Origin of the sequence: Bradyrhizobium sp. WSM1253 (assembly GCF_000244935.1) — a bacterium.
In the GTDB taxonomy this organism is placed as follows: Bacteria; Pseudomonadota; Alphaproteobacteria; order Rhizobiales; family Xanthobacteraceae; genus Bradyrhizobium; species Bradyrhizobium canariense.
In genome coordinates this window covers 1,693,629-1,719,745 of the sequence record NZ_JH600073.1, presented here as the reverse complement: position 1 = coordinate 1,719,745, position 26,117 = coordinate 1,693,629, and the positions used below count along the sequence as shown (strand labels likewise).

The following is a 26,117-nucleotide window of genomic DNA, read 5'->3' as shown; positions in this document are numbered from 1 at the left end:
TGGATGGCCGGGACAAGTCCGGCCATGCCTGTGAGTCAGGGCTACACCCCGATCCGCGCCAGTTGGGTGGACTGGTGCTTGCATGGTAGACAGGCCTGCATTTTCAACAAAGCTTGAGACCCTCCATGCCCATCGTGAACCGCGTCGCCGACCTTCAACCCGATATTCAGGCCTGGCGCCGGGACATCCACCAGCATCCGGAGCTGCTCTATGACGTCCACCGCACTGCAGCATTCGTCGCGGACCGCCTGCGCGAGTTCGGCTGCGATGAGGTCGTGACGGGCATCGGCCAGACCGGCGTGGTCGGCGTGATCAAGGGCAGCAAGCCGGCCGGCGAGGGCCTCAAGGCCATCGGCCTACGCGCCGATATGGATGCGCTCCCGGTCGAGGAGCAGACCAACCTGCCTTATGCTTCGAAGACTCCCGGCAAGATGCACGCCTGCGGCCATGACGGCCACACCGCGATGCTGCTCGGTGCTGCGCGTTATCTCGCCGAGACCCGCAACTTCGCCGGCGATGCGGTGGTGATCTTCCAGCCGGCCGAGGAGGGCGGCGCGGGTGGAGCGGCCATGGTCAAGGACGGCCTGATGGAGCGCTTCGGCATCGAGCAAGTCTATGGCATGCACAACGGTCCGGGCATTCCGGTGGGCTCGTTCGCGATCCGGCCGGGTCCGATCATGGCGGCGACCGACGAGGTCGATATCATGATCGAGGGTCTCGGCGGCCACGCCGCGCGGCCGCACAAATGTGTCGATTCCGTTCTGGTCGGCGCGCAGGTCATCACGGCGCTGCAGTCGATCGTCGCGCGCAGCGTCGATCCGCTGGAATCGGCCGTGATCTCGATCTGCGAGTTCCACGCGGGCAATGCCCGCAACGTGATTCCACAAACCGCGACACTGAGGGGCACCATCCGCACGCTGTCGCCGGAGGTGCGCAAGCTGGTCGAGAAGCGCGTACGCGAGGTCGTCGCGGGCGTGGCGCAGATCACCGGCGCCAAGATCGACCTGCGCTACCAGCGCAATTATCCGGTAGTGGTCAATCACGCCGCGGAGACCGAGGTGGCGAAGCGCATTGCCAAGCAAGTTGCGGGCGAAGCCAATGTGCTCGAGATGCCGCCGCTGATGGGCGGCGAGGATTTCGCCTATATGCTGGAAGCGCGCCCCGGCGCCTTCATCTTCTGCGGCAACGGCGACAGCGCCGGCCTGCATCACCCCGCCTACAATTTCGACGACGAGGCGATCGTCTTCGGCACGTCGTACTGGGTCAAGCTGGTGGAGGGCCAACTCGCGGCGTGAGGTCATTCCCGTCCATCCCTTCGTTGCCCGGGCTTGCCCCGGGCATTTTTCTTGATCCGTCACATCCATTTCAATTTTGACACTGTCAAGATTTGGCTTGACGATGCCCCTGTCCGACCCTTAGGTATCTTTACGTTGTAAAGATCTCCTTCGGGTGGGCCTGTCGAAATTGCCAGCGCTCTTGCCTGCTCCACCGAGGGAGGTGTCAGTCAGGATCCAGGAAAGCCATGCCCGTCGTGAACCGCGTCGTCGACTTTCGACCCGACATCCAGACCTGGCGGCGGGACATTCACCAGCATCCGGAGCTGCTGTACGACGTTCACCGGACCGCAGCCTTCGTGGCAGACTGCCTGCGCGACTTCCGCTGCGACGAGGTCGTGACCGGCATCGGCCAGACCGGCGTCGTCGGCGTGATCAAGGGCAAGCGGCCGGCGAGCGCTGATATCAGGGTGATCGGTCTGCGCGCCGACATGGACGCGCTGCCGATCGAGGAGCAGACCAGCCTGCCTTACGCCTCGAAGATTCCGGGCAAGATGCACGCCTGCGGCCACGACGGCCACACCGCGATGCTGCTGGGTGCAGCCCGTTACCTGGCCGAGACCCGCAACTTCGCCGGCGATGCGATCGTGATCTTTCAGCCCGCCGAGGAGGGCGGTGCCGGCGGCGCGGCCATGGTCAAGGATGGACTCATGGAGCGTTTCGCCATCGATCAGGTCTACGGCATGCACAACGCCCCCGGCATTCCGATCGGGGCGTTCGCGATCCGGCAGGGCCCGATCATGGCGGCGACCGATGCGGTCGACATTAGGATCGAGGGCCTCGGCGGCCACGCGGCGCGTCCGCACAAATGCGTCGATCCCGTTCTGGTCGGCGCGCAGGTGATCACGGCCCTGCAGTCGATCGTCGCGCGCAGCGTCGATCCGTTGGACGCGGCCGTCATCTCGATCTGCGAATTTCACGCCGGCAACACCCGCAACGTCATTCCGCAAACGGCGGAGTTGAAAGGCACGATCCGCGTGCTGACCGCGGAGGCGCGCAAGCTCGTGGAGAAGCGCGTGCGCGAAATCGTGGCCGGCGTGGCCCAGATCAGTGGCGCCAAGATCGACCTGCGCTACAACAACAGTTATCCCGTGACCAACAACCACGCGGCACCGACCGAGGTGGCGCGTCGGATCGCCAAACAGGTCGTCGGAGACGCCAAAGTGTACGAGATGCCGCCGCAAATGGCCGGCGAGGACTTCGCCTACATGCTGGAAGCGCGGCCCGGCGCCCTTATCTTCTGCGGCAATGGCGACAGCGCCGGCCTGCATCACCCCGCCTATGATTTCAACGACGAGGCGATCGTTTACGGTACGTCGTACTGGGTCAAGCTGGTCGAGGAAGCGCTCGCGGCATCGTAAGACTCTTACTTCACCTCGCCCGGCTTGCTGGGAGAGGTCGGAATTCAAGCGCAGCTTGAATTCCGGGTGAGGGGACTCTCCGCGAGTCCGTCTCTCACCGTGATCGCGGAAGCGGCCCCTCACCCGAACCCTCTCCCCGTAAGAACGGGGAGAGGGAGTGGAGAGATCTTTCAGAAGATCCGCGAGAAGATCACGTACAGTGTGCCCGACAGCAGGATGGCGACCGGCAGGGTCAGCACCCAGGCCATCACCATGTTCCTGATGGTGGCGACCTGGAGACCCGAACCGTTCGCGGCCATGGTGCCGGCGACGCCGGACGACAGCACGTGGGTGGTCGAGACCGGCAGGCCGAATACGTCGGCGGCGCCGATCGTGGCCGCGGCGACGAGCTCGGCGGAGGCACCCTGCGCGTAGGTCAGATGGGTCTTGCCGATCTTCTCACCGACGGTCACGACGATGCGCTTCCAGCCGATCATGGTGCCGAGGCCGAGCGCGATTGCGACCGCAACCTTCACCCAGGTCGGGATGAACTTGGTCGCGCTGTCGAGCCCGCCCTTGTAGGCGTTCAAGGTCGCGACCTCTTCCTTGCTAAGGTCGTTTTCCTTGTCCTTCATCAGGAAGCGGATCGCTTCCGAGGTCAGGTACATGTCGTTGCGGGTGTTGCCGACGACTTCCGCCGGCACCTTGTTCAGCGAACCGTATTTCGCGACCTGCTCGCCGACATCCTTCACCAGCACTGCCAGCGAAGGATAGGTGCCTTCGCTGATGTGATGGGAGGTGACGTACTGCGTCACCGCAGGACGGGGATCGCCGATGATCGCATGGCCGGCGCCCTTGGCCGCAATCACCTTGGAGGCGGCTTCCGAAATCTTCGCGAACTGGGCGACCTGCGACTCCGGCAATGCGCGATTGAGCGCATAGGCCGTGGGCACAGTGCCGATCAGGATCAGCATGATCAGGCCCATGCCTTTCTGGCCGTCGTTCGAACCATGGGCGAAGCTGACGCCGGTGCAGGTCAGGATCAGCAGGCCGCGAATCCAGATCGGCGGGGCTTTGTTACCCTCAGGAGCGGCATAGAGCGCCGGGTTCTTGATCATCAGCTTGAGCAGCAGCAGCAGGCCGGCGGCGCAGACGAAGCCGACCAGCGGGGACAGCAGGAGCGCATAGCCGATCTCCGTGGCCTTGCCCCAGTCCACGCCCGAGGTGCCGTCGCGGCCGCGCATCAGCGCGTTCGCAACGCCGACGCCGATGATCGAGCCGATCAGCGTGTGCGAGGAGGAGGCCGGCAGGCCGAAATACCAGGTGCCGAGGTTCCAAAGGATCGCGGCGATCAGCAGCGCGAACACCATCGCGAAACCGGCGCTGGAGCCGACCTGCAGGATCAGCTCGACCGGCAGCAGCGAAACGATGCCGAAGGCGACGGCGCCGGACGAGAGCAGCACGCCGAGGAAGTTGAAGAAGCCCGACCACATCACCGCGACTTCGGCCGGCAGCGAGTGGGTGTAGATGACGGTCGCTACCGCGTTGGCGGTGTCGTGGAAACCGTTGACGAATTCGAAGCCGAGCGCGATCAGGAGCGCAACGATAAGGAGGATATAAGGCAGGTAGCTCGTGACCCTGGTGCCGGTCGCATCGACATCGGAATAGATGCTGTAGGCCACGTAGAGCAGGCCCGCGGCGAGGATGCCGAAGAACAGGATCAGTGTCAGCGGATTGAAGCCCTTGTCGAGATTTGGCCGCGAGGCCGGCTGGATCGGCGCGGGATCGGCTACCGCGCGGTCGAATGCAACATCGGTCATGTCTGGACGCCCCTTAACTTTCTGTAAGGGCTATTGTCCCCGATGGATTTGAAGGCTGGATGACAGGCGGCGCCTGAAAGCCGTTTTCCCGCCAGTATTCAGGCGGCGCGCGCGGCTTTCTTCTGTAAGCCGGCGGCGATCTTCAAATCTTCGACAAAGCGGTGATATTCCAGCAGTTTGGCCTCCGGATCGGGCAACCGCAGCAGATAGGACGGGTGCACCGTCACCAGCGCCTTGCGGCCGTCGGGCAGGTCTATGAGCCGGCCGCGGTTCTTTCCGATCGGGGTGATTTTGCCGAACACGCTCTGCGCGGCGGTCGCGCCCATCGCGACGATGAGATCGGGCTGGATAACGGAGACCTCCCGCTCATACCACTGTCGGCAGGCCTTTATCTCCGGCGTATTCGGCTTTTGATGCAGACGGATCTTGCCGCGCGGCACGAATTTGAAGTGCTTCACCGCGTTGGTGACATAGACCTTCTTGCGGTCGACGCCGGCCTCCTGCAGCGCCCGGTCGAGCATCTGGCCGGCCGGACCGACAAAGGGATGGCCGGCGAGGTCTTCCTTGTCGCCGGGCTGTTCGCCGACCAGCATGATATTGGCGGACTTCGGGCCTTCGCCGAACACGGTCTGGGTGGCGTCCTTGTAGAGATGGCAGGCGCGGCAGTGAGCGGCCTCCTCGCGGAGCGCTTCGAGATCGTCGGTGGCGGTCTTGCGTTTCATCGGAGCCTCCGGCCGCTTTTGAGGCTTGTGCGGATCGGTTGCGGCATTGGCGATCATGGCGCCGGTCATGCGTTCGGCGTCCTCGATCAGGGGCTTAATGATCGAAGCCTCGGGCAGGTTCCTCCAATATTTCTTCGGCATCGCCGTTTGCATCGCCTTCACCTTCAGGCGGGCCGGATTGAAGATGCTGGCGTAGTAGCGCCGCCAGGTTTCCTCCAGCCGGTCTTCGCTCGGCGCCTCGCTCTTGCTGACGCCTGATGTGAAGGAGAGAGCGTGGCCATCCCAATGCGCGCACAAATCCGGCGTCAGGATCGACCAGGGCATGTCGGCAAAGCGCTTGGCGAAGAACGGCGCGGCGAGCTCGACGATGTGATGCTCCGGCTCGAACCACGCAACGTAGTGCGCTTCGCGTTCCCTGCCGATCTCGCGGAAGCGCACGAAGGCATGCATCTTGTGCTCGTCGCGGTAGACCGCCTTTGCCATGGCCGTGACTTGCGCGACATCGGGATCGGTCGCGACCTCGATGAGGTCGTGATTGTCCTTCAGCCGAAACAGCAGGCGATAGAGGATCGCGAAACGCTCGGGATCGCGATGCAGAATCGCGGCCTTGGCGAGCTCGACGAATTTTGCAGGCACGTTGAAGGTGCCGTCGCCACCCGCGGGCAGCGGAGACGGCGAGGGCGGCGCGAACAGCTCCGCTTCGCCGCCCCGCACGGCCCAGGTGATGTCGCCCGGCTTCATTTGATGAAGCACGAGGCTACGCGCGGCTTTGCGCCAGCCATCGAAATCGGTTTCGTTTTCGAGGATGATGTACTGCATCAGAAGCCAAATCCCAGTTGTGTTGCCGGCTTGAACCGTTCGATCAGCCGTGCCTCGTCGAGGCGGTGCGGCGCGGGCCGGTGATCGCTGAGGACGATGAACGGCAGCGCCTTGTTGCGGGGCACGTGCAGCCGCGCGAGGTCGGCGACGCGGATCGTGGTCGTGCGGCGCGCCGCGATGATGCGCTCGACCGCCTTGGTGCCGAAGCCCGGCACGCGCAACAATTCCTCGCGGCTGGCGCGGCTGACATCGAGCGGGAAGCGGTCGCGGTGACGCAGCGCCCAGGCGAGCTTTGGATCGATGTCGAGCGGCAGCATCGCGCTGTCGTCGACGATCTCGCCGACGTCGAAGCCGTAGAACCGCATCAGCCAATCGGCCTGGTAGAGACGGTGCTCGCGCAGCAAGGGCGGCGCGCGCAGAGGCAGCGCGCGGCTGGCATCGGGGATGGGGCTGAACGCGGAATAATAGACGCGCCTCAGCCTGTATGAACCGTAGAGATTGGCACTGGTGTGGAGGATGGTGTGGTCGGAAGCCGCGTCGGCGCCGACGATCATCTGCGTGCTTTGGCCGGCCGGCGCGAAGCGTTGCGGCTTGGCTTTCGTCTTCGCGCTGCGGCTTTCCTCGGCCTCGTCCAGCTTCAGCCGCAGCCGGCCCATGGTACGGCGGATCGCGCGCACGTCCTTCTCGGGCGCGAATTGCTGCAGGCTCGTCTCCTGCGGCATCTCGATGTTGATGGAGAGACGGTCGGCATATTTGCCGGCCTCGGAGATCAATGCATCGTCGGCCTCGGGAATAGTCTTGAGATGGATGTAGCCACGGAAGTGATGCTCCTCGCGCAGTTTTCGCGCGACGCTCACCACCTGCTCCATGGTGTAGTCGGGGTTACGGATGATCCCGGAGGAGAGAAACAGTCCTTCGATGTAATTGCGCCGGTAGAAGTCGAGCGTCAGCTTGATCACTTCGTCGATGGTGAAGCGGGCACGTGGCACGTTGGAGGAGGCGCGGTTGACGCAATAGAGGCAGTCGTAATTGCAGGCGTTGGTCAGCAGCACCTTGAGCAGCGAGATACAGCGGCCGTCCGGCGCGTAGGAATGGCAGATACCCATGCCGGGCGCGGTCGAGCCCATGCCCTTGCCGTCGCTGGAATCCCGCCTCTCGGTGCCGCTGGAGGCGCAGGACGCGTCGTACTTGGCGGCGTCCGCCAGGATTTCCAGCTTGCGTTGCACGTCCATATTGGAATCCCTTTGATTCAGCTCACGAATCCCAAGGCCCGCCAATTCGATTGACTCCCGGGGCGTCGTTAGCTTTATATTAGAACATATCATGAACAAATGAGCTAGCCGCTGGTTCTCTTTTTGAGAGCCACCGGCAATCACCCTTGAGGAGCGGCGTATATGAGCGGCGCACGAACAAGCGCGCTTGCAGCCTTGCGCGGCCAGATCGAGCGCATCGAGACGGCGGAGGTCGTGCATCATCGCGACCGTGTCGCGCTCGGCCACCGCGAGGCCGACAGCGCGCTAAAGGGCGGGCTCGCGCGCGCGGCAATCCACGAGGTGTTTTGCGAGGGACGTCAGGGCGCGACCGCGACCGGCTTTGTCACGGGACTTGCGGGGCGCGTGACGGCACGCAAGCCGCTGCTGTGGGTGCGGCAGGATTTTTCGGAAATTGAAACCGGCGCGCTGTCGATGAGCGGGCTCGCCGAGATCGGTCTCGATCCGCGCTGCGTGGTGATGGTGCGCGCCGCCGACGTGGAGAGTGCGCTGCGCACGTCGGCTGATGCACTCGCCTGCGACGCGCTGGGCGCCGTCGTGCTCGAGCTCTGGGGCGAGACGAGGCAGTTCGATCTCGTAGCGAGCCGCAAGCTGACATTGGCTGCGCAGTCTTCCGGTGTCACCGGCTTGCTGCTGCGGATGGCCGCGCAACCTTTGCCCTCGACCGCCGAGACCAGGTGGATGCTGCGCGCGGCGCATTCGCCGCCGGGCGCGATGTGGAGCGCCTGGGGCGCGCCGCGCTTCGATGCCGAGCTCCTGCGCAATCGTCATGGCCCGTGTGGCCGGTGGATCATGGAATGGAAATGTGATGAGTGCCAGTTCTCTGAATCGTCGGCGTATCCTCAGCCTGTGGCTGCCGCGCCTGCCCATCGACCGGATCCAGCGGTTCTTCGACGGCGTCGGGCTGGGTAGAACCAATGATCCGAGCATTGTCGTCATCAAGGACAGCAACGCGCTGGTGATCCATGCGCTGGACGAGGCGGCCGAGCGCCTCGGTCTGCATATCGGCCAGCCGCTGGCCAATGCCCGGGCGATGTGTCCTGATTTAAAGGTGTTCGACGCCGATGCCGTGGCCGATGCCAAGACGATCGGCGACATCGCCGACTGGTGCGACCGCTTCACGCCGCTGGTGGCGCTCGATCCGCCGCACGGGCTGTTCCTCGACATCACCGGCTGCGCGCATCTGTTCGGCGGCGAGGCTGCGCTGTTGCAAACCCTTGTCCGTGCCCTCGATCGCCAGGGCTTTGCCGTCAGCGCGGCGGTCGCCGGCACCTCGGTCTGCGCGCGCACGCTGACGCGGCAGGCATCCGGTAGCATCGTTGCCGATGACGGGGAGGCGGCGGCAATCAGCCGGTTTCCGGTGTCCGCGCTTGGTGCGGGTGAGGCCATCACCACCGGCCTGCGCCGCGCCGGCTTGAAGACCATCGGCGATGTGGCCTCGCGAACGCCGAGCGAAATCACGGCGCGGTTTGGTGCACGATTCTCCACACTGCTCGCGCATGCGCTGGGGCAGGGCGATGCGCCGATCAATCCACGAAAGCCGCTGCCCGATTACATCGTGGAGAAACGCTTTGCTGAGCCGATCGCGACCGACACCATGATCGCGATGACGCTGTCGCGCCTGGCGGACACGTTGATCGCGTCGATGGAGAAGCAGGGCAAGGGCGCGCGCCGGCTTGAGGCCACCTTCTTCCGTACCGACGGCGCAGTGCGTGCGATCATGGTCGAGACCGGACGTCCCGTGACGCGGAGCGCGGTCGTCGACCGGCTGTTCCGCGAGCGTCTCGATGCACTCGCCGATCCGCTCGATCCCGGCTTCGGCTTCGACATGGTGCGGCTGTCGGCAAGCCGCACCGAGATCGTGGTGCAGGAGCAGCGCGATCTCGATGCCCATGTCCACGACAATGACGAGCTTGCTGCGCTGATCGACCGCATCGCCGCGCGCATCGGCGGAAAGCGCGTCGTCGTGCACCTGCCTGAGGATACCCATATCCCCGAATGTGCGGTGCTGGCGGCGCCTGCCCAGCATCATCTCGCCGTGGCCATGCAGGCCGAATGGCCCGCGCGCACTGAAAGTGAGCCGCCGCTGCGTCCGTTGCGGCTGTTCGACAAGCCTGAGCCGATCAATGTGCCGTTCGCGACCGTGCCCGACGGCCCGCCGCATCAATTCACCTGGCGCCGCGCGCAGCATGCGGTGGTGCGGGTGGAAGGCCCCGAGCGCATCGCCATGGAATGGTGGCGGCAGGACGGCAAGCAACTGACGCGGGATTATTTCCGTATCGAGGATGCCGAAGGCCTGCGCTTCTGGATCTTTCGCGATGGTCTTTACGAGGGGGAGTGCTTCGACGGCGACGGCAAGCCCGTTCCTCCCGGTTGGTATGTGCACGGTCTCTTCGCATGACTACGCCAGCTTATGCCGAGATCGGCATCACCACGAATTTTTCCTTCCTGCGCGGCGGCTCGGATCCGCGCGCCTATGTGCATCAGGCCAGCAAACTCGGCATTCCCGTGATCGGCATCGCCGACCACAACACGCTCGCCGGCGTGGTGCGCGCCTACAAGGAGCTCGACAATGACGAGGTGCTGCACAAGCCAAAACTTCTGATCGGCGCGCGCATCGTCTTCATCGATGGTACGCCCGATATCCTGGTCTATCCGCGCGACCGCGCCGCCTATGGCCGGCTATGCCAGCTTCTCACCAGGGGCAAGCGCGGCGACGACATCACGCGGATCGCGAAGGGCGAGTGCCATCTCACCTTCGCCGATCTCCTTGCGTTTTCCGAAGGCCAGCTCCTGATCCTGACGCTGCCGCATCGCTTCGATGCGGCGCAAGCGCAGGACATCCTCGCCAAGCTGAAGGCAAGTCGGGCCGAGGGCGTGTGGCTGGCGGCGAGCCTGGTCTATCGCGGCGACGACCGCCGTCGCCTCGCGCAGCTCGATGATCTCGCCTCAAAAGCAAAAGTGCCGCTGCTTGCGACCAACGAGGTGCTCTATCACCACCCCGCGCGCCGTCCCCTCCAGGACGTGCTGACCTGCATCCGGGAAACAACCACGATCGAGGCGGTCGGCCGCAAGCTGGAAGGCAATGCCGAGCGGTTTCTGAAGACGCCCAGGGAGATGGCGCGGCTATTCCGCGATTTCCCTGAGGCTGTCGCGGAGACCATTCGCTTTGCGGACAAGATCACCTTCTCGCTCGACCAGCTCAAATATCAGTATCCGGACGAGCCGGTGCCGCGGGGCAAGACCGCGCAAGGGCATCTGGAGGATCTGACCTGGGCCGGTGTCGACAAATATTTTGGCGGCAAGATCGACGACAAGCTGCGCGCCACCCTGAAGAAAGAACTCGCGCTGATCGCCGAACTGAAATACGCACATTACTTTCTCACCGTGCACGACATCGTGCATTACGCGCGCAGCCAGAACATTTTGTGCCAGGGGCGGGGATCGGCAGCGAATTCGGCGGTCTGCTACGTGCTCGGCATCACCTCGGTCGACCCGACCAAGGTCGATCTGCTGTTCGAGCGATTCATCTCCAAGGAACGGCTGGAGCCGCCCGACATCGACGTCGATTTCGAGCATTCGCGGCGCGAGGAGGTGATGCAATATGTCTATCGGCGTTACGGCCGCCATCGCGCCGCGATCATCGCCACCGTCATTCATTATCGCCCGCGCAGCGCCATCCGCGACGTCGGCAAGGCGCTGGGCCTAACCGAGGACGTCACCGCGGCCCTCGCCGATACGGTGTGGGGAAGCTGGGGCAAGGGCCTCAACGACATGCAGGTCAGGCAGGCCGGCCTCGATCCGCAAAATTCCATGATCAACCTCGCGGTCGAGCTCGCGACCGAGTTGATCGAATTCCCGCGTCATCTGTCCCAACATGTCGGCGGCTATGTGCTCACGCAAGACCGGCTCGACACCTATGTGCCGATCGGCAATGCGGCGATGGATGATCGCACCTTCATCGAATGGGACAAGGACGATGTCGACGCGCTCAGCATGATGAAGGTCGACGTGCTCGCGCTGGGCATGCTGACTTGCATCCGCAAGTGCTTTGATCTGATCGAGCAGCACAAGGGCGAACGCTGGATGCTGGCGAGCGTCCCGCAGGATGATTCCAAAGTCTACGACATGCTGTGCGATGGGGAGTCGCTCGGCGTGTTCCAGGTCGAGAGCCGCGCCCAGATGAACATGCTGCCGCGCCTGAAGCCGCGGACCTTCTACGATCTCGTCATTGAGGTCGCGATCGTGCGGCCGGGACCGATCCAGGGCGACATGGTGCATCCGTATTTGCGGCGGCGGAACGGCCTGGAAAAAGTGAGTTATCCGTCGCCGTCACCGGATCATGGCGACAAGGACGAACTTTACAATGTGCTGCACAAAACATTGGGCGTGCCGCTGTTCCAGGAGCAAGCGATGCGCATCGCGATCGAGGCGGCAAAATTCACCTCCGAGGAAGCCAACGGCCTGCGCCGCTCCATGGCGACCTTCCGCAATGTCGGCACCATCGGCCAATACGAGGAGAAGCTGATCGGCAACATGGTCGCGCGCGGCTACGATCCGAACTTCGCCAAGAGCTGCTTCGACCAGATCAAGGGCTTTGGCTCCTACGGTTTTCCGGAGAGCCATGCCGCAAGCTTCGCGCAACTCGTCTACATATCTTCATGGCTGAAATATCATCATCCCGATGCCTTCTGCTGTGGTCTGCTGAACTCGCAGCCGATGGGCTTCTACGCGCCGGCGCAGATCGTCGGCGATGCCCGCAAGAACGGCGTCGAGGTGCGCGAGATCGATGTGTCCTACAGTTTTGCGCAGAGCACGCTGGAGCAGGGAAATGGCGGGTATTGCGCGGTACGTCTCGGCTTCCGCCAGATCGACGGTTTCCACTGGCTGGACGAGGATGAGGAAAGGCTGAAAAGAGCCGCGTCCCGGAATGACCATGTGGAGAGAGCGCCCGACTGGGCCGACCGCATCGTCGCCGCCCGCAACCGCCGGCCCTTCACCTTGCTGGAAGACTTCGCCCGCGACACCGGCCTGCCCAAGCGCGCGTTGATCCTGCTCGCCGATGCAGACGCGTTCCGCTCGCTCGGGCTCGACCGCCGCGAGGCGCTGTGGCAGGTGCGGCGCCTGCCCGACGACGTGCCGCTGCCGCTGTTCGAGGTGGCTACCGCGCGCGAGCAGCCGGACGAGCACGCCAGGCCATTGCCGGTGATGCCGCGCGCCGAACAGGTGGTCGCGGACTACCAAACCATTCGCCTTTCGCTCAAAGGCCATCCGATGGAATTTTTGCGCGAGATGTTTACGCGCGAGCGCATCATCGCCTGCAAGGACATCAATCATGACAACGAGCGGCGCCGCGTTCGCTGTGCCGGCGTCGTTCTGGTACGACAGCGGCCGGGCAGCGCCAGCGGCGTCGTGTTCATGACACTGGAGGACGAAACCGGCATCGCCAATGTCGTGGTGTGGCCGAAGATCATGGAGCAGTACCGGAAAGAGGTGATGGGCGCACGTCTCATCCTGGTCGAAGGCTACATCCAGAGCAGCCCAGAAAAGGTGACGCACCTTATCGCCCAGCGCATGATCGACCGTTCACACGACCTGATCGGGCTTGCCAACGATGCCTTGACCCGCAAGCATCCGGTGCCGGCAGGCGCCGCCCCGATCGAGCCGCTCAACGACGACCCCCGCGCCCACCCGGATGCGCCCGCGCAAAAGCTTCGCCACCCCCGCAACGTCCGCATCTTGCCGCCGTCGCGGGATTTCCATTGAAGAATGTAGCGCACTCTGCTGCCACGAGATTGTTGCGACGAGTGCGCGTCACACTCTCGGTGTCATACCCCGCGGAGGCGGGGTATCCAGTACGCCGCGGCTTCACGATTCAACTTCTGTCGCATCGGAATACTGGATCGCCCGGTCAAGCCGGGCGATGACAGCGTGGCCTCAAAAATTCACCCGGTTCGAGATCGCGCCGTCCACCACCAGATTGGAGCCCGTGGTGAACCCCGACACCGGGCTCGCCAGAAATACCGCCGCGCTCGCGATCTCCTGTGGCGTGGCCATGCGGCCGGTGGGGTTACGCTTCATCGCATCATTGTAACGCTCGGGCATGTTCTGCTCGATGGTATTCCAGACGCCGCCCTTGAAATAGACCGTGCCAGGCGAGACCACGTTGACGCGGATCTTCTTCTTCGCATATTGCCGCGCCAGTCCCTTGGCCATGTGGATCAATGCCGCCTTGATCGGGCCGTAGGAGCTCGCCGTGTCCGCTTGCGCCGCGGAGATCGATGAGATGATCACGAAGGCGGCGTCACCGCTGCTCGCACCGCTGGCCTCGAGGAACGGCCGCGCGGCGTCGAACGCATGCACGGCGCCGAGCAGGTCGAGCCGAAAATTCTGTTCCCACGACGCGGCATCATGGCCTTGCGCCATCGCGCCCGCGTTGGAGAACAGCATGTCGATGCCGCCAAGCTCTTTTGCCGCGCTCTCGATCCAGGATTTCAGCGCCGCGCCGTCGGTGACATCGACCGGGCCGCCGGTCGCGCGGATCCCGCTGGCCTTCAACTCCGTCACGGTGGCGGCAACCTGATCGGCGTTGCGCGCGCACACCGCGACATTGCTGCCTTCGCCGGCCAGCGTCGCCGCAATCGCCCGCCCGATGCCGCGCGTGCCGCCGAGTACGACGGCGTTCTTGCCTTTGAGACCGAGATCCATTGTTTGGTTTTCCTTGTTGTTGGTCGCGCGCTGTCGTTGCGAACAAAGCGGGGTGCCTCTCCAATGTCGTCCTGGCGAAAGCCAGGACCCATTACCACAAACCCTCGTTGCTGTGCGATGTTGTGGCCAACGCGCATTTCAACAACATTCGACCGGGGTAATGGGTCCTGGCTTTCGCCAGGACGACATCCTGCGTGCGTTTGATTGCGTCGTTCAAATCGATCACCCTCACTCCGGTGCCGCGCCCACCGGTGGGCCGCCGGGCGGGCGGTGCAGGAATGTCAGTGAGACGTAGGCGCCGGCCCAGGAGCCGATCGCCGCGAAAGCCACATAGAACGCATTTTCGGTGTAGCTGATCACGGCGTAGGAGGAGAGCATGTACCAGACCGCGCTCCAGTTCGCCGCGGGCACGCGCTTGCGCGCGATCACCGCCGAGGTGAACATGACATAGACCGCGTCGGTGGCTGCCGTTGCGATGAACACGGCGCCTGCGGTGAGGGGATCGATGGCGGCCATTGCATGTCCTTGTGTGCTAATGCGATGATCGCAAACTAAGGGGAGAGAAGGGTCATGCAAAGCCCCACAGAGATTCTCAGTGGCATCTGGACCTCCGCCGGCGGTGACGCCGCCGCGCTCGCGCGCGTGCGGCTGACGGGCGAGGAGCCGCAAATCCCGTCCTCGTTTCGCGTCGCAATTGCCGGCCAAACGACGATCGCAGCCGCCGGCCTTGCTGCCGCCGAAATCTGGAGATTGCGCAGCGGCGAGGCGCAGGACGTTAGCGTCGACCTGCGCCATGCCGTCGCCGAATGCCGCTCCGAGCGCTATTTGCGCGTCGACGACAAGCCGCCGCCGCCCGCCTGGGACGCCATCGCCGGCGTCTACAGAACCGGAGACAACCGGTTCGTCCGCTGCCACACCAATTTCCCGCATCATCGTGACGCCGTCTGCAAGGTCCTCGGCTGCGAACCCGAGCGCGAGAAGGTGCAGGCCGCATTGATGCAATGGAAGGGCGAGGATTTCGAGACTGCGGCTTACGCTGCGGGCGGCGTCGTTGCCTTGATGCGCTCCTACGACGAATGGTCGGCGCTGCCGCAGGCCCGCGCGCTCGCCGAATTGCCGCTGGTCTCGATCGAGAAGATCGGCGAGGCCCCGCCGAAGCCGTGGCCGCAACGACTGTCAAAAGGCGATCGCCCGCTCTCCGGCCTGCGCGTGCTCGATCTTTCGCGCGTCATCGCGGGCCCCGTTGCCGGCCGCACGCTCGCCGCGCACGGCGCGGATGTGCTGCTCGTGTCAGGCCCCGAACTGCCGGCCATTCCGTGGCTGACCATCGACACCAGCCGCGGCAAGCTCACCACCTTCATCGAGCTGAAGAGCGAGGCCGGACGTGCGCGGTTGCGCGAGCTCTTGAGAGACGCCGACATCTTCTCACAAGGCTATCGCCCGCGCGCGCTTGCTGCTCTCGGCTTTACGCCGGAGGACGCGGCGACAATCAACCCCGGCATCGTCTACGTGACGCTGTCGGCCTATGGCCATGCCGGCCCCTGGGCGGAACGGCGCGGCTTCGATTCGCTGGTGCAGACTACGACCGGCTTCAACCATGCCGAGGGACAGGCTGCCGGCATCGATGGACCGAAGGAATTGCCGGCGCAGATGCTCGACCACGCCACCGGCTATCTGATGGCGTTCGGCGCGATGATGGCCAAGGCCCGCCAGGTCCGCGAAGGCGGCAGCTGGCACGTGCGCGTGTCGCTGGCGCAGACCGGGCGCTGGCTGTGGAATCTCGGACGGCTCGAAAATGGCCTGAACACCCCGGATATTACGGGCGAGGCCGTACATGCTGCATTCATCGAGAGCATGCCATCTGGCTTCGGCACGTTGAAGGCGGTGCGCCATTCAGCGCTGCTTTCGAAGACGCCGGCGCAATGGAGCCGTCCGGCGATGCCGCTCGGCAGTCATCCGGCAGAGTGGCCGGTGACAAGCTGACGTGAAGCTGACGTGTCGCAAATTTTTAACGCAAACCGAAAGGCGCCCGGCGTTTTTTAGGTTGTTTGAAATCACAATTCGGCACTATTAGCGCGACCGATGAAGCGGGCATCCGCCGGTATCATCGCAGACACGACCGGGCCCCATGGTAGTTGAAAATACCAAGCGATTGCAGGTGCTTACAAAACAACGGGTGATTACATCCGTAGTTTTACTAGCTCTTGCCGGTGCCGGGGCCTACGGCTTCCTCTATGCGGGAGCCAAGGAGAAGAGCCACTCCGAGATCTCCAGCCAGTCGCGCAGGAATGCGCAGAACTTCACGCCGACGCCGTCGGAATGGGCGACGCTGACGATCGAGCCGGTCAAGGCCAAGACCTTCCGCGCCGAGTATGTCACCGAGGGCAAGGTCGCAGTCGACGAGGACCGTTCGACGCCGGTATTCTCGCCTTATGCGGGCCGGGTGACCAAGCTGCTCGCCAAGCCCGGCGAGGTGCTGAAGCAAGGTCAGCCGCTGTTCACAATCGAGGCCGCCGACACCGTGCAGGCCCAGAACGATTTCATTGCGGCGATGAGCTCGCAGAACAAGGCGAAGTCGGCGATCGATCTTGCCGACATCCAGTTCAAGCGCGCCAAGGACCTCTACGAGGGCCATGCCATCCCCCTGAAGGATTATCAGCAGGCGGAAGCGACCCAGGTTCAGGCGCAGAACGACATGCGCTCCTCGGCGACCGCGCTGGAAGCCGCGCGCAACAAGCTGCGGATCCTCGGCTTCACCGATGAGACCATCAAGGCGTTCCAGGACAAGGGCGTCATCAATCCGGAGGTCACGATCTATTCGCCGATCGCGGGCACGGTCGTGCAGCGTAAGATCGGCCCCGGCCAGTACGTTAATTCGGGCGCCAGCGATCCGGTCTTCGTGGTCGGCGACCTCTCCTCGGTCTGGCTCACCGCCTTCGTGCGCGAGAGCGATGCGGCTGCCGTGTGCGTCGGGCAGGACATCAGCGTCAACGTGATGGCGCTGCCGGGCCGCCCCTTGACCGCCAAGGTCAACTACGTCGCCGCCGCGATCGATCCGAGTACCCGCCGCCTGCTGGTCCGCGCCACCATCGACAACAAGGACGGTCTGCTGAAGCCGGAGATGTTCGCCAACGTCACGATCTATTCGTCCGGCGACCGCGCCGCGCCGGCGGTACCGAAGCAGGCCTTGATCTACGAAGCCGACAAGGTCCGCCTTTGGGTCGCACGCGAGGACAAGTCGGTGGAGTTGCGCGAGATCAAGATCGGTCTCATCAATGGCAACCTCGTCGAGGTCACCAGCAATCTCAAGCCCGGCGAGCAGGTGGTCACCAAAGGCAGCCTGTTCATCGACCGCGCCGCGTCCGGCAGCTGATTGACGGGCCGGAAAAAGACAAGCTGAAGACCTGAATGGATCGCCTCGTCGCCCTTGCCGTCAACCGGCGCTTCCTGATGGTCGGGATGTTCGTCGCCGTGCTCATCGGCGGCCTGATCGCGTTCAACCAGCTCAACATCGAGGCTTACCCCGATCCGACCCCGCCGATGGTCGACATCGTGACGCAGAGCCCGGGCCTGTCGGCGGAGGAGATCGAGCGCTACATCACGATTCCGATCGAGACCCAGGTCGCGGGTCTGAAGAACCTGACGACCATTCGCACCATCTCGCTCTACGGCCTCTCCGACGTCAAACTGCAGTTCTCCTTCGCCTACACTTATGACGAGGCGTTGCAGCAGGTCTTGAACCGCCTGGCGCAGCTCGCTCCACTGCCCGGCAACGTGCAGCCGCAGATCTCGCCGCTCAGCCCGATTGGCGAGATCTTCCGCTACCGTCTCGTCGGTCCGCCGAACTACAGCGTGCTCGACCTCAAGACCATCCAGGACTGGATCCTCCAGCGGCGCTTCCGTGCCGTGCCCGGCGTGATCGACGTCACCGGGTGGGGCGGCAAGAGCAAGACCTACGAGCTCCAGGTCGACTTCAACAAGCTGGTCGCTAACGGCCTGACGCTGCCGCAATTGCTCCAGGCGGTCGGTAATTCCAACGTCAATGTCGGCGGCAACACCGTCAATATCGGTCAGCAATCGGCAGTGGTGCGCGGCGTCGGCCTGATCCGCTCGATCGACGACCTCGCCAACACCATGGTCTCGCAGACCAACGGCAATCCGGTGCTGGTCAAGGACGTCGCCACCGTTACCGTCGGCCAGAAGCCACGTCTCGGCATTGCCGGCCTCGACGAGGCCGACGACATCGTGCAGGGCATCGTCCTGATGCGCCGTGGCGAGCAGAGCTCGCCAACCATCAAGCGCGTCCACCAGCTCGTTCAAACCATCAACGAGTCCAGCATCCTGCCGCCCGGCGTGCGCATCGAGCGCATCTACGACCGCGGTGACCTGATTGAGCTCACCACCCACACCGTGCTGCACAACATGGTGGTCGGCATCTTGCTGATCGTGCTGTTGCAGTGGATCTTCCTCGGCGATCTCCGCAGTGCGCTGATCGTCGGCGCCACTATCCCGTTCGCGCTGTTCTTCGCGGTGATCATCCTGGTGCTGCGCGGGGAATCGGCGAACCTGCTGTCGGTCGGCGCGATCGATTTCGGCCTGATCGTCGATGCCACCGTCATCATGGTGGAAGCGATCTTCCGGCGCCTGACGCAGACGACGCCGATGTCGGAATCCGAGCAGATGTCGTCCGAGACGCTGTTCGGCATGAAAAGCCACGCCATCCTCAGCGCAGCGGCCGATGTTTCCCGTTCGATCTTCTTCGCCGCGGCGATCATCATCGCGGCCTTCCTGCCGCTGTTCACGCTCTCCGGCGTCGAGGGCAACATCTTCGGGCCGATGGCGCGCACCTATGCTTATGCGCTGGCCGGCGGCCTGCTTGCGACCTTCACCGTCACTCCGGCGCTGTCCGCGATCATCCTGCCCGCGCATGTCCATGAGACCGAGACCAGGGTGATGCTGATCCTGCATCGGATCTACATGCCGGTGCTGCATTGGGCGGTCGCCAACCGCGGCATCATGCTCGGTGGCGCGTTCGGCCTCGTGCTGATGACGGTTGCGCTCAGCCGGTTGCTTGGCCTCGAATTCCTGCCGAAGCTGGAGGAGGGCAATCTCTGGATCCGCGCCACGCTGCCGCCGACCATCTCGCTCCAGGAAGGCAACTCCTACGTCAACGAGATGCGCAAGGTGATCCGCGCGCGGCCTGAAGTGGAATCCGTGGTGTCGCAGCACGGCCGCCCCGATGACGGCACTGACGCCGCCGGCTTCTTCAACGCCGAGTTCTTCGCGCCGCTCAAGCCCGCGAGCCAATGGCCCGGCACCCGCGACAAGGAAGAGCTGACTGCGCAGCTGCTCAAGCAGCTCGACGATCGCTTCCCCGGCGTCGAGTTCAACTTCTCGCAATATCTCCAGGACAACGTCTCCGAAGCCGTCTCCGGCGTGAAGGGCGAGAACTCGATCAAGCTGTTCGGCAGCGATCTCCAGGCGCTGACCGACACCGCCAACAAGATCAAGTCGGTGCTGGCAACCGTGCAGGGCGTCACCGATCTTGCGGTGTTCACCTCACTCGGGCAGCCGACCATCCAGATCGACATCAACCGTGCCAAGGCCGCGCGCTACGGCCTCGCGCCGGGCGACATCAATGCCACCATCAAGGTCGCGATCGGCGGCGACACCGCCGGCGACATCTACGAGGCGGGAAGCGACCGCCACTTCCCGATCATCGTTCGTCTCGCGCCGGAATTCCGCAGGAGCGCCGAGGCGATCCAGAATTTGCGGATCGGCGCGCCCGGACCGAACGGCACCGTCACGCAGATCCCCCTGAGCGAGGTCGCCACCATCAGCCTCGTCTCGGGAGCGGCCTACATTTATCGCGAGCAGCAGGAACGCTATCTGCCGATCAAGTTCTCGGTGCGTGAGCGCGACCTCGGCAGTGCGATCCGAGAGGCGCAGCAGAAGATCGCCGATCAGGTGCAGCTGCCGCCCGGCGCGCACATGGATTGGGTCGGCGAATTCGGCAATCTCCAGGACGCGATCCGGCGATTGTCGATCGTGGTGCCGATCTCGCTGGCGCTGATCGGCGTCCTGCTCTGGTTCAATTTCGGCTCGATGACCGACACGCTGCTCGCCATGAGCGTGATCCCGATGGCGATCTTCGGCGGCGTGCTCGGTCTCTTGATCACCGGCACCGCCTTCAGTGTCTCGGCAGCGATCGGCTTCATCGCGCTGTTCGGCATCGCCGTGATGGACGGCATCATCATCCTGTCGCAGTTCAACCAGCTCATCGAAGAGGGCATGGACCGCATGAGCGCGGTGATACGCACCGGCGAATTGCAGCTTCGGCCGGTGCTGATGACCTGCGTCGTCGCGGGCATCGGTCTGTTGCCGGCCGCGCTGTCGGAAGGCATCGGCTCGCAGGTGCAGAAGCCGCTCGCGGTGGTCGTAGTGACGGGCATGATGCTCGCGCCGATCGTGATCCTGGTGACGCTGCCGGTGCTGATCTCCTTCTTCTCCCGCCGCGCACGCTGACGCTGCCAATCACAGCATTCGCTGCGCGATCCGCACCAGCATCATGGTGCCGAGGCCCAGCAGCATCAGGCTGGCCAACCGGCTGCTCATCGACAGCATGCGCGGCGTCAGCCGTGATCGCGCCGTTGCCACGATCGTGCTGAGCACGGTCCACCAGATCGCGGAACCGACGAAGACACCGGCGATCAACGGGGCTGCCGCGGCTTGCATGGAGAAGGCGTGCAGCGCAGCCAGAAACAGGATGACGGTCAGCGGATTCGTGAACCCAAGCGCGATGGCGCTGAGATAGGCGCGCGCCAGACGTACGTTGTCGACGTCGTCGGTCGTCTGGAGCGCGACCGAGCCGCGATGGGTCCGGATCGCGAACCACAGCAGCGTGAGCGCCGAGACGATGCCGAAGCCGGCGGCATTGGCCTCGACCCAGGGCTGTGCCAGTGAGCCCAGTCCCAAAACCGCGAGGGCGCTGTAGGTGAGATGCACGGTCGCGGCGCCGAAGCCGGTTGCGAGGCCCGTGGCCATGCCTGATGCCAATGTGCGCTGAATGCACAGCATGCCCATCGGTCCGATCGGGGCGGCGACGGTGAAACCAATTCCAATGCCGGAAAAAAGCGCGGCAAGATAATGCGATAAAGACATGCACCCGCACGAACAAATGAAATCTGTGCGTGTGCGTAGCCCCGAAAATGAATCGCCGCCTCAACCAGAAGGGTGAGAAACGAACGAGGGCACAAACACGTTCGTGTGAGTCCAACGAGTTTGTGCCTTCGCCGACAACAGTTCCACGCCTCACTATGGAACCGTGTCGCGGTCGTTGAACCGAATTGCGCCTGTCGCGACTCAGAATCCGTAGAGTTGCGCCGGGTTGTCGACCAGGATCTTCTTGCGCACATCCGCATCCGGCGCCCATACCGGAAGCTGGTTGAGCAGGCGGCCGTCGTCGATCTGGTAGAGCGGTGCGATGTCGGTGGCTTTGCGTCCCTCGACACGGCTCGAATCCGGGTGCGGCCAGTCCGTACCCCAGACGACGCGGTCCGCATTCGCTGCGATCAGTGCGCGCGCATAGGGCGCCATGTCCTGATAGTCGGGCGCGAGCTTCGAGGAGCGATAGGCGCCGGAAATCTTGACATGGGCCTTGCCGGATTTCACCAGCGCGACCAGGTCGGCAAATCCCGGTTGCTCCAGCCCAAGCGAGGCCTCAAGGCCGCCGAAATGGTCGAATACAACGGGTACCGGTGCCGTCTCGACGAGGTCCTTGATCGCCGAGATCATGGGCAGCGTGGTGTAGAGCTGCACGTGCCAGCCGCGCGCCTTCATGCGCTCGACGGCGGCGGTGAAGCGCGGCCGGCCGACATTGGAATCATTGACGCCGCCGGTCGCGAGATTGAGGCGGACACCGCGAAAGCCGTCTGCATGCATCGTGTCAAGCTGGGCCTCGGTCGTTTTGTCGTCGATCACGGCCACCCCGCGCGCGGCCGCGCCACGCGCCTTCATGCCGAACAGCGTCGAGGAATTATCGGTGCCGTAGACACTCGGCGTCACGATCACAACGCGCTCGATATGCAGCGCCTTGTGCAGCGCGGCCATTTCTTCGGGGCTCGCCGGCTCCGGCGTGTAGACGCGGCCCGCGAAGAACGGAAATTTTTCGACATCGCCATGGATGTGGGTGTGGCAGTCGCAGGCATGCGCCGGGACGTCGAAATTAACCGGCGTCGCGGGCTGCGCCGCGCGGGCGTGGACTTTGCTGGTCATGGCTACTCCGGCGGCAAGAGAGGCAAGCAGAACGCTGCGTCGATCGAGCATGGTTTCTCTCCCCTGTTTTTATTATTCTGGCAGTGGCGTCGCGACAGTATCACATCAGCCTGGCAGCCGCTGCGCTTCGCTGCATAGCTGTTCGACGAGGTCCGCAAGCGGGCGTGAGCCGTCGACGCGCACGACCGGGCAGGGCAGCTTCGCGAGCCACGCCTCATCTTTTGCGAAACTGCGGCCGTCGCGATCGCTTGCTTCGTAGTGCGAGGCCCAATCGACGAACGACTCCGCCTCCTCATGACGCCAGCCGCCCGGTGCGACGGCATCCGCTCCGAAATGCATAGCCTCGCGGCCACGCAGGCGCTGCAAGCGGAGCTCGCGCGGCGTCGTCACAAAGACGACGAGATCGAAGAATGGGACGAGCTCGTCGCCCCAACCGGTCACGGTTCCGCTCAGCACCCAATCGAGCCGCGGCAAGAACATCTCGCGCATTAGTCGCAAACGTTCGGCGGCGGGGCGCGTGGTCTGGTAGGGCGGCGCGGTCGGCAGCCAGAAATAATCATCGCTGTCGTGATGCGGCAGCGCAAGCCTGCCGGCGAGCGCGCGGCCGATCGTCGTCACGCCGGAGCCTGAAGCTCCCATCAGATGGATGCGGCGGCTTTTCATGTTCAGATCCTGAGACTGCCCGAACCGATTGCGCGGGTGCGGCGCGCTCCCTCACGCCGCTCGACGGCGCTTCGACATTCGCCCGCTTGTCGCGGGTTGGGCGGACAATGTCAGGCCTAACGCTCCGACAATGCGCATGACCGTGCCAAACTCAGGATTTCCGGTCTCTCCGAGCGCCTTGTACAGACTCTCGCGGTTCAACCCGGCTTTCTTCGCGATCGCGCTCATCCCGCGCGCGCGAGCGACAAGGCCGAGTGCGTCGCGCACGAAATCAGGATCGCCGGTCTCTAATGCGGCCGCAATATAGGCGGCCTGACGTTCTTCTGTGTTGAGATAGTCGGCAGCGTCGAAACGCGTCGTCCTGGATGCCGCCTTGACCGTCGTTTTCGCTGCTTTTGGCATCACATTGTCTCCGCCAGTTGCTGGGCTAGCTTGATGTCGCGTCGCTGCGTGCGCTTGTCCCCGCCACACAGCAGGATCACAATCTGCGTTCCGCGCTGCACATAGTAGATCCGATAGCCCGGTCCGTAGTCGATGCGCATTTCCCGGACGTTGCGACCGACGCTCTTGCTGTCGGCGAACGCGGGCAGTGATCCGGGCAACCGCGCTGGCGTCCTTGAGGCGGGTCAGCCACTCCGAAAAATGCTCGGTTTGCCTCACCTCGATCATGAGGTGCAAATGTAGCCCATGGGCTACAAAATGTCAAAGGAGGGTGGGTGCCTGGGCGGTGGAGAGCCCAAAGGCGTTGCGGAAACTACTGCCCGGATGGCGTGCGCAGGCCGTGCCAGGCGTCACGGACCTGCTGGTAGTGCACCTCGGGCAGATAGTCCGGCGTGTTCAGGCTCAAGGTCTTGACGTCGAGATGGCCGACGGCGCTGAGCAGCGTATAGGACGCGATCACGCGGTCGCGGTTGGCGCCGATCAGGCGGGCCTTGGCCTGGATCAGATCGGCCTGCGAGTTCAGCACATCCACCGTCGTGCGCTGTCCGCCGGCGGCCTCGCGCTGCACGCCCTGGAGCGCGACGGTCGCCGCCTTCACTTCGGACTCCGATGCCGAGACCGCGATCTTGGCGCCTTCATGGACAACCCACGCGCTGACCGCCGCCGTGCGCGCCTGGTTGCGCACCTGGTCGAGCACGAGCCGGCTCTGCGCCGTGATCTCCTTGGCCTGCCGGGTCTGTGCGGCGGCCTGGCCACCGTCGTAGATCGGCACGGTGACATTGGCGACGATCGAGGCCTGATCTTCGGCGAAGGTGCCGAGCGTCGGGTCGTTGTTACGGCTCTTGCTGGCGCTGCCCTGGACGCTGGCGCTCGGCAGCAGCGCGCCTTCGGCGACGCGGATGTTGGTGGAGGCGACATCGACGTCGAAGCCGGCGGCCATCACTGCCGGGTGCTGGCGGATCGCCATCGTCAACGCGTCTTCACGGCTCTTCGGCAGATAGCGGTCGACGACTTCGGCAGCGCGAAGCTGCGACGGTGCATTGCCGATCACCTGTGCGTATATCGCCTGGCTCACCGCGAGCGCGACTTCGGCGGCGTTGAGATCGGAGAGCCCGCGGTTGAGGCGCGCCTCGGCCTGGGCGCTGTCGGTCGGCGTGACGTCGCCGGCGTTGAGGCGCCGTTGAGTGACCGAGAGCGTTTCGCGCAGGAAGGCGACGTTGGAGCGCTGCGCCTCGACCAGCGATTGGTTGGCGAGCACGTTGGTGTAGGCGGTGACCGCGTCGAGCAGCACGCCCTGGCCGACGTTGCGCAGCGCCTCGCGGCCCGACTGCACCTGGAGTTCGGCGGCGCGCACGTTGTTGGCGGTGCGGAAGCCGTTGAACAGGGTCTGCGTCACGGTGACGCCGATGATCCACGGCTTCAGATTGGCGGTCTGGATGGTGTTGTCGGGCAGCAGGTTGCGCACGGATTGCAACCCGGCGCTGAGGCTTGCCACGATCTGTGGCCGGTAGCCCGCGAGCGCCTGCGGCACGTTCTCGTCAGTGGCGCGTTGCCGCGCGCGCTCGGCATTGAGCTGCGGATTGGTCTGGTAGGCCTTGGCGAGCGCCTCCGGCAGCGCTTCCGCCCGTGCGGCGGAGGGCAGGGCGCAACAGAGTGCCAGCGTGGTCCATGTCGCGAGCACAGGAGCCACGCCCGATCGATGCCGCGTCATCACGCGACCAGCTCTGGCGGCACGCCCAATCATGTAATCCGCAAATCCCGGCTGTCCGCCCCGCCGACGGCGGCTCTCTTAACTGTTTAACCAGCCGAGGTCCCGCAGGCAAACTGCCGCGGGGGAAACCCCCATCTATTCCGTGCTTGTTGCAGGTACATCACAGGGATTCTGCGGGAACGGCATTGCCTTACACCAGCCTGACCGCGCGCCTCCTTACCGGTTCTTGTTCACCGGCTTCCGCTTCTCGATGAACGCCGCCATGCCCTCGGAGCGGTCCTCCAGCGCGAAGGTCGAGTGGAACAGGTTGCGCTCGACGCTCATGCCCTCGGCGAGCGTGGTCTCGAAGGCGCGGTTGACCGCTTCCTTGGCCATCGCGACCGCGGGCCGCGACATCGCGGCAACCTTCTCGGCCGCGCCCATCACCTCGTCCATCAGCTTGTCGGCCGGAACGATGCGGCTGACGAGGCCGCTGCGCTCGGCTTCGGCTGCATCCATCATGCGGCCGGTGAGGCAAAGGTCCATCGCCTTGGACTTGCCGATCGCACGGGTCAGGCGCTGGGTACCGCCGATGCCGGGGATGGTGCCGAGCGTGATTTCGGGTTGACCAAATTTGGCGGTGTCGGCGGCGATGATGAAGTCGCACATCATGGCGAGCTCGCAGCCGCCGCCGAGGGCATAGCCCGCGACCGCGGCGATCGTCGGCTTGCGGCAGCGCGCGACCCGATCGCCGCCGATCGCGGCAAAATCCTCCGAGAACATGTCGATGAAGCCTTTCGGCTGCATCTCCTTGATGTCGGCGCCGGCGGCAAATGCCTTCTCGCTGCCGGTCACGACGATGCAGCCGATGGCGTCATCGGCTTCGAGATCGTCGACGGCCGCGGCGATCTCGCGGAAGACGCCGAAGGAGAGTGCGTTGAGCAGCTTCGGCCGATTCAGCTTGATGATGCCGACCGCGCCATTGCTTTCGACGATGATGTGTTCGAACGTGCTCATGCTCCACCCACGCTTTTG

General features: G+C 64.3%; 20 protein-coding genes. 8 read left to right on the top strand and 12 right to left on the bottom strand.

All coding sequences use genetic code 11. The annotated features are described in order from the left end of the window. Nucleotides 1-125: 125 nt before the first annotated feature. Nucleotides 126-1,295, top strand: coding sequence for a M20 aminoacylase family protein (locus tag BRA1253DRAFT_RS09915; RefSeq protein WP_007593609.1), 1,170 nt, complete (start codon nt 126-128; stop codon nt 1,293-1,295). Between the two features lie 227 nt (nt 1,296-1,522). Further along, nucleotides 1,523-2,695 (top strand): M20 aminoacylase family protein, encoded by a 1,173-nt coding sequence (locus tag BRA1253DRAFT_RS09910; RefSeq protein ID WP_007593608.1) that lies wholly within the window; start codon nt 1,523-1,525, stop codon nt 2,693-2,695. Between the two features lie 170 nt (nt 2,696-2,865). Here BRA1253DRAFT_RS09910 and BRA1253DRAFT_RS09905 read toward each other — a convergent pair whose 3' ends face one another. From BRA1253DRAFT_RS09905 to BRA1253DRAFT_RS09895, 3 genes are all read right to left on the bottom strand, one after another. Next, nucleotides 2,866-4,494 (bottom strand): inorganic phosphate transporter, encoded by a 1,629-nt coding sequence (locus tag BRA1253DRAFT_RS09905; RefSeq protein ID WP_007593607.1) that lies wholly within the window; start codon nt 4,492-4,494, stop codon nt 2,866-2,868. 98 nt (nt 4,495-4,592) lie between these two features. Continuing rightward, on the bottom strand, nt 4,593-6,035 hold the full coding sequence (locus tag BRA1253DRAFT_RS09900) for a UdgX family uracil-DNA binding protein (protein ID WP_007593606.1): 1,443 nt from the start codon (nt 6,033-6,035) through the stop codon (nt 4,593-4,595). After that, entirely contained in the window at nt 6,035-7,267 is a 1,233-nt protein-coding gene (locus BRA1253DRAFT_RS09895; RefSeq protein ID WP_007593605.1) for a putative DNA modification/repair radical SAM protein, read from the bottom strand. The genes BRA1253DRAFT_RS09900 and BRA1253DRAFT_RS09895 overlap by 1 nt, the downstream gene beginning before the upstream one ends. 162 nt (nt 7,268-7,429) lie before the next feature. Between BRA1253DRAFT_RS09895 and BRA1253DRAFT_RS09890 the strand changes: the two genes are divergently transcribed. From BRA1253DRAFT_RS09890 to BRA1253DRAFT_RS09880, 3 genes are read left to right on the top strand one after another with little or no spacing between them, the layout of a single operon-like run. Next, entirely contained in the window at nt 7,430-8,218 is a 789-nt protein-coding gene (locus tag BRA1253DRAFT_RS09890) for an ImuA family protein (protein WP_007593604.1), read from the top strand. After that, a complete protein-coding gene (locus BRA1253DRAFT_RS09885) occupies nt 8,115-9,707 on the top strand; it encodes a DNA polymerase Y family protein (protein WP_035993090.1) in 1,593 nt (530 codons plus the stop codon). Before BRA1253DRAFT_RS09890 ends, BRA1253DRAFT_RS09885 begins: the two co-directional genes overlap by 104 nt. Beyond that, on the top strand, nt 9,704-13,072 hold the full coding sequence (locus BRA1253DRAFT_RS09880) for an error-prone DNA polymerase (protein WP_007593602.1): 3,369 nt from the start codon (nt 9,704-9,706) through the stop codon (nt 13,070-13,072). The genes BRA1253DRAFT_RS09885 and BRA1253DRAFT_RS09880 overlap by 4 nt, the downstream gene beginning before the upstream one ends. A gap of 171 nt (nt 13,073-13,243) precedes the next feature. On the opposite strand, the gene BRA1253DRAFT_RS09875 is transcribed toward BRA1253DRAFT_RS09880, so the two are convergent. Together BRA1253DRAFT_RS09875 and BRA1253DRAFT_RS09870 are read right to left on the bottom strand one after the other, a co-directional pair. Then, on the bottom strand, nt 13,244-14,014 hold the full coding sequence (locus BRA1253DRAFT_RS09875; protein ID WP_007593601.1) for an SDR family NAD(P)-dependent oxidoreductase: 771 nt from the start codon (nt 14,012-14,014) through the stop codon (nt 13,244-13,246). Between the two features lie 228 nt (nt 14,015-14,242). Beyond that, entirely contained in the window at nt 14,243-14,530 is a 288-nt protein-coding gene (locus tag BRA1253DRAFT_RS09870) for a hypothetical protein (protein ID WP_007593600.1), read from the bottom strand. 54 nt (nt 14,531-14,584) lie between these two features. Here BRA1253DRAFT_RS09870 and BRA1253DRAFT_RS09865 point away from each other — a divergent pair, with 54 nt between their 5' ends. From BRA1253DRAFT_RS09865 to BRA1253DRAFT_RS09855, 3 genes are all read left to right on the top strand, one after another. Then, nucleotides 14,585-15,997 (top strand): CoA transferase, encoded by a 1,413-nt coding sequence (locus BRA1253DRAFT_RS09865; RefSeq protein WP_007593599.1) that lies wholly within the window; start codon nt 14,585-14,587, stop codon nt 15,995-15,997. Nucleotides 15,998-16,142: 145 nt separating this feature from the next. Continuing rightward, nucleotides 16,143-17,387, top strand: coding sequence for an efflux RND transporter periplasmic adaptor subunit (locus BRA1253DRAFT_RS09860; protein WP_007593598.1), 1,245 nt, complete (start codon nt 16,143-16,145; stop codon nt 17,385-17,387). 35 nt (nt 17,388-17,422) lie between these two features. Next, nucleotides 17,423-20,539, top strand: a complete 3,117-nt coding sequence (locus BRA1253DRAFT_RS09855; RefSeq protein ID WP_007593597.1) for an efflux RND transporter permease subunit — start codon at nt 17,423-17,425, stop codon at nt 20,537-20,539. Nucleotides 20,540-20,548: 9 nt separating this feature from the next. Here the strand turns inward: BRA1253DRAFT_RS09855 and BRA1253DRAFT_RS09850 are convergent, their stop codons facing one another. From BRA1253DRAFT_RS09850 to BRA1253DRAFT_RS09820, 7 genes are all read right to left on the bottom strand, one after another. After that, entirely contained in the window at nt 20,549-21,175 is a 627-nt protein-coding gene (locus tag BRA1253DRAFT_RS09850; protein ID WP_007593596.1) for a LysE family translocator, read from the bottom strand. A gap of 201 nt (nt 21,176-21,376) precedes the next feature. After that, entirely contained in the window at nt 21,377-22,339 is a 963-nt protein-coding gene (locus BRA1253DRAFT_RS09845) for an amidohydrolase family protein (RefSeq protein ID WP_007593595.1), read from the bottom strand. Nucleotides 22,340-22,393: 54 nt separating this feature from the next. Beyond that, entirely contained in the window at nt 22,394-22,951 is a 558-nt protein-coding gene (locus BRA1253DRAFT_RS09840) for a hypothetical protein (protein WP_007593594.1), read from the bottom strand. Nucleotides 22,952-23,002: 51 nt separating this feature from the next. After that, nucleotides 23,003-23,353, bottom strand: coding sequence for an addiction module antidote protein (locus BRA1253DRAFT_RS09835; protein WP_007593593.1), 351 nt, complete (start codon nt 23,351-23,353; stop codon nt 23,003-23,005). After that, a complete protein-coding gene (locus BRA1253DRAFT_RS09830) occupies nt 23,353-23,553 on the bottom strand; it encodes a type II toxin-antitoxin system RelE/ParE family toxin (protein ID WP_311985936.1) in 201 nt (66 codons plus the stop codon). The genes BRA1253DRAFT_RS09835 and BRA1253DRAFT_RS09830 overlap by 1 nt, the downstream gene beginning before the upstream one ends. A 152-nt stretch (nt 23,554-23,705) precedes the next feature. Beyond that, nucleotides 23,706-25,103, bottom strand: a complete 1,398-nt coding sequence (locus tag BRA1253DRAFT_RS09825; RefSeq protein ID WP_007593592.1) for a TolC family outer membrane protein — start codon at nt 25,101-25,103, stop codon at nt 23,706-23,708. A 216-nt stretch (nt 25,104-25,319) separates the two neighbouring features. Next, nucleotides 25,320-26,099: an enoyl-CoA hydratase gene (locus tag BRA1253DRAFT_RS09820; protein ID WP_007593591.1), complete on the bottom strand. Its 780-nt coding sequence runs from the start codon at nt 26,097-26,099 to the stop codon at nt 25,320-25,322. Nucleotides 26,100-26,117: the final 18 nt, after the last annotated feature.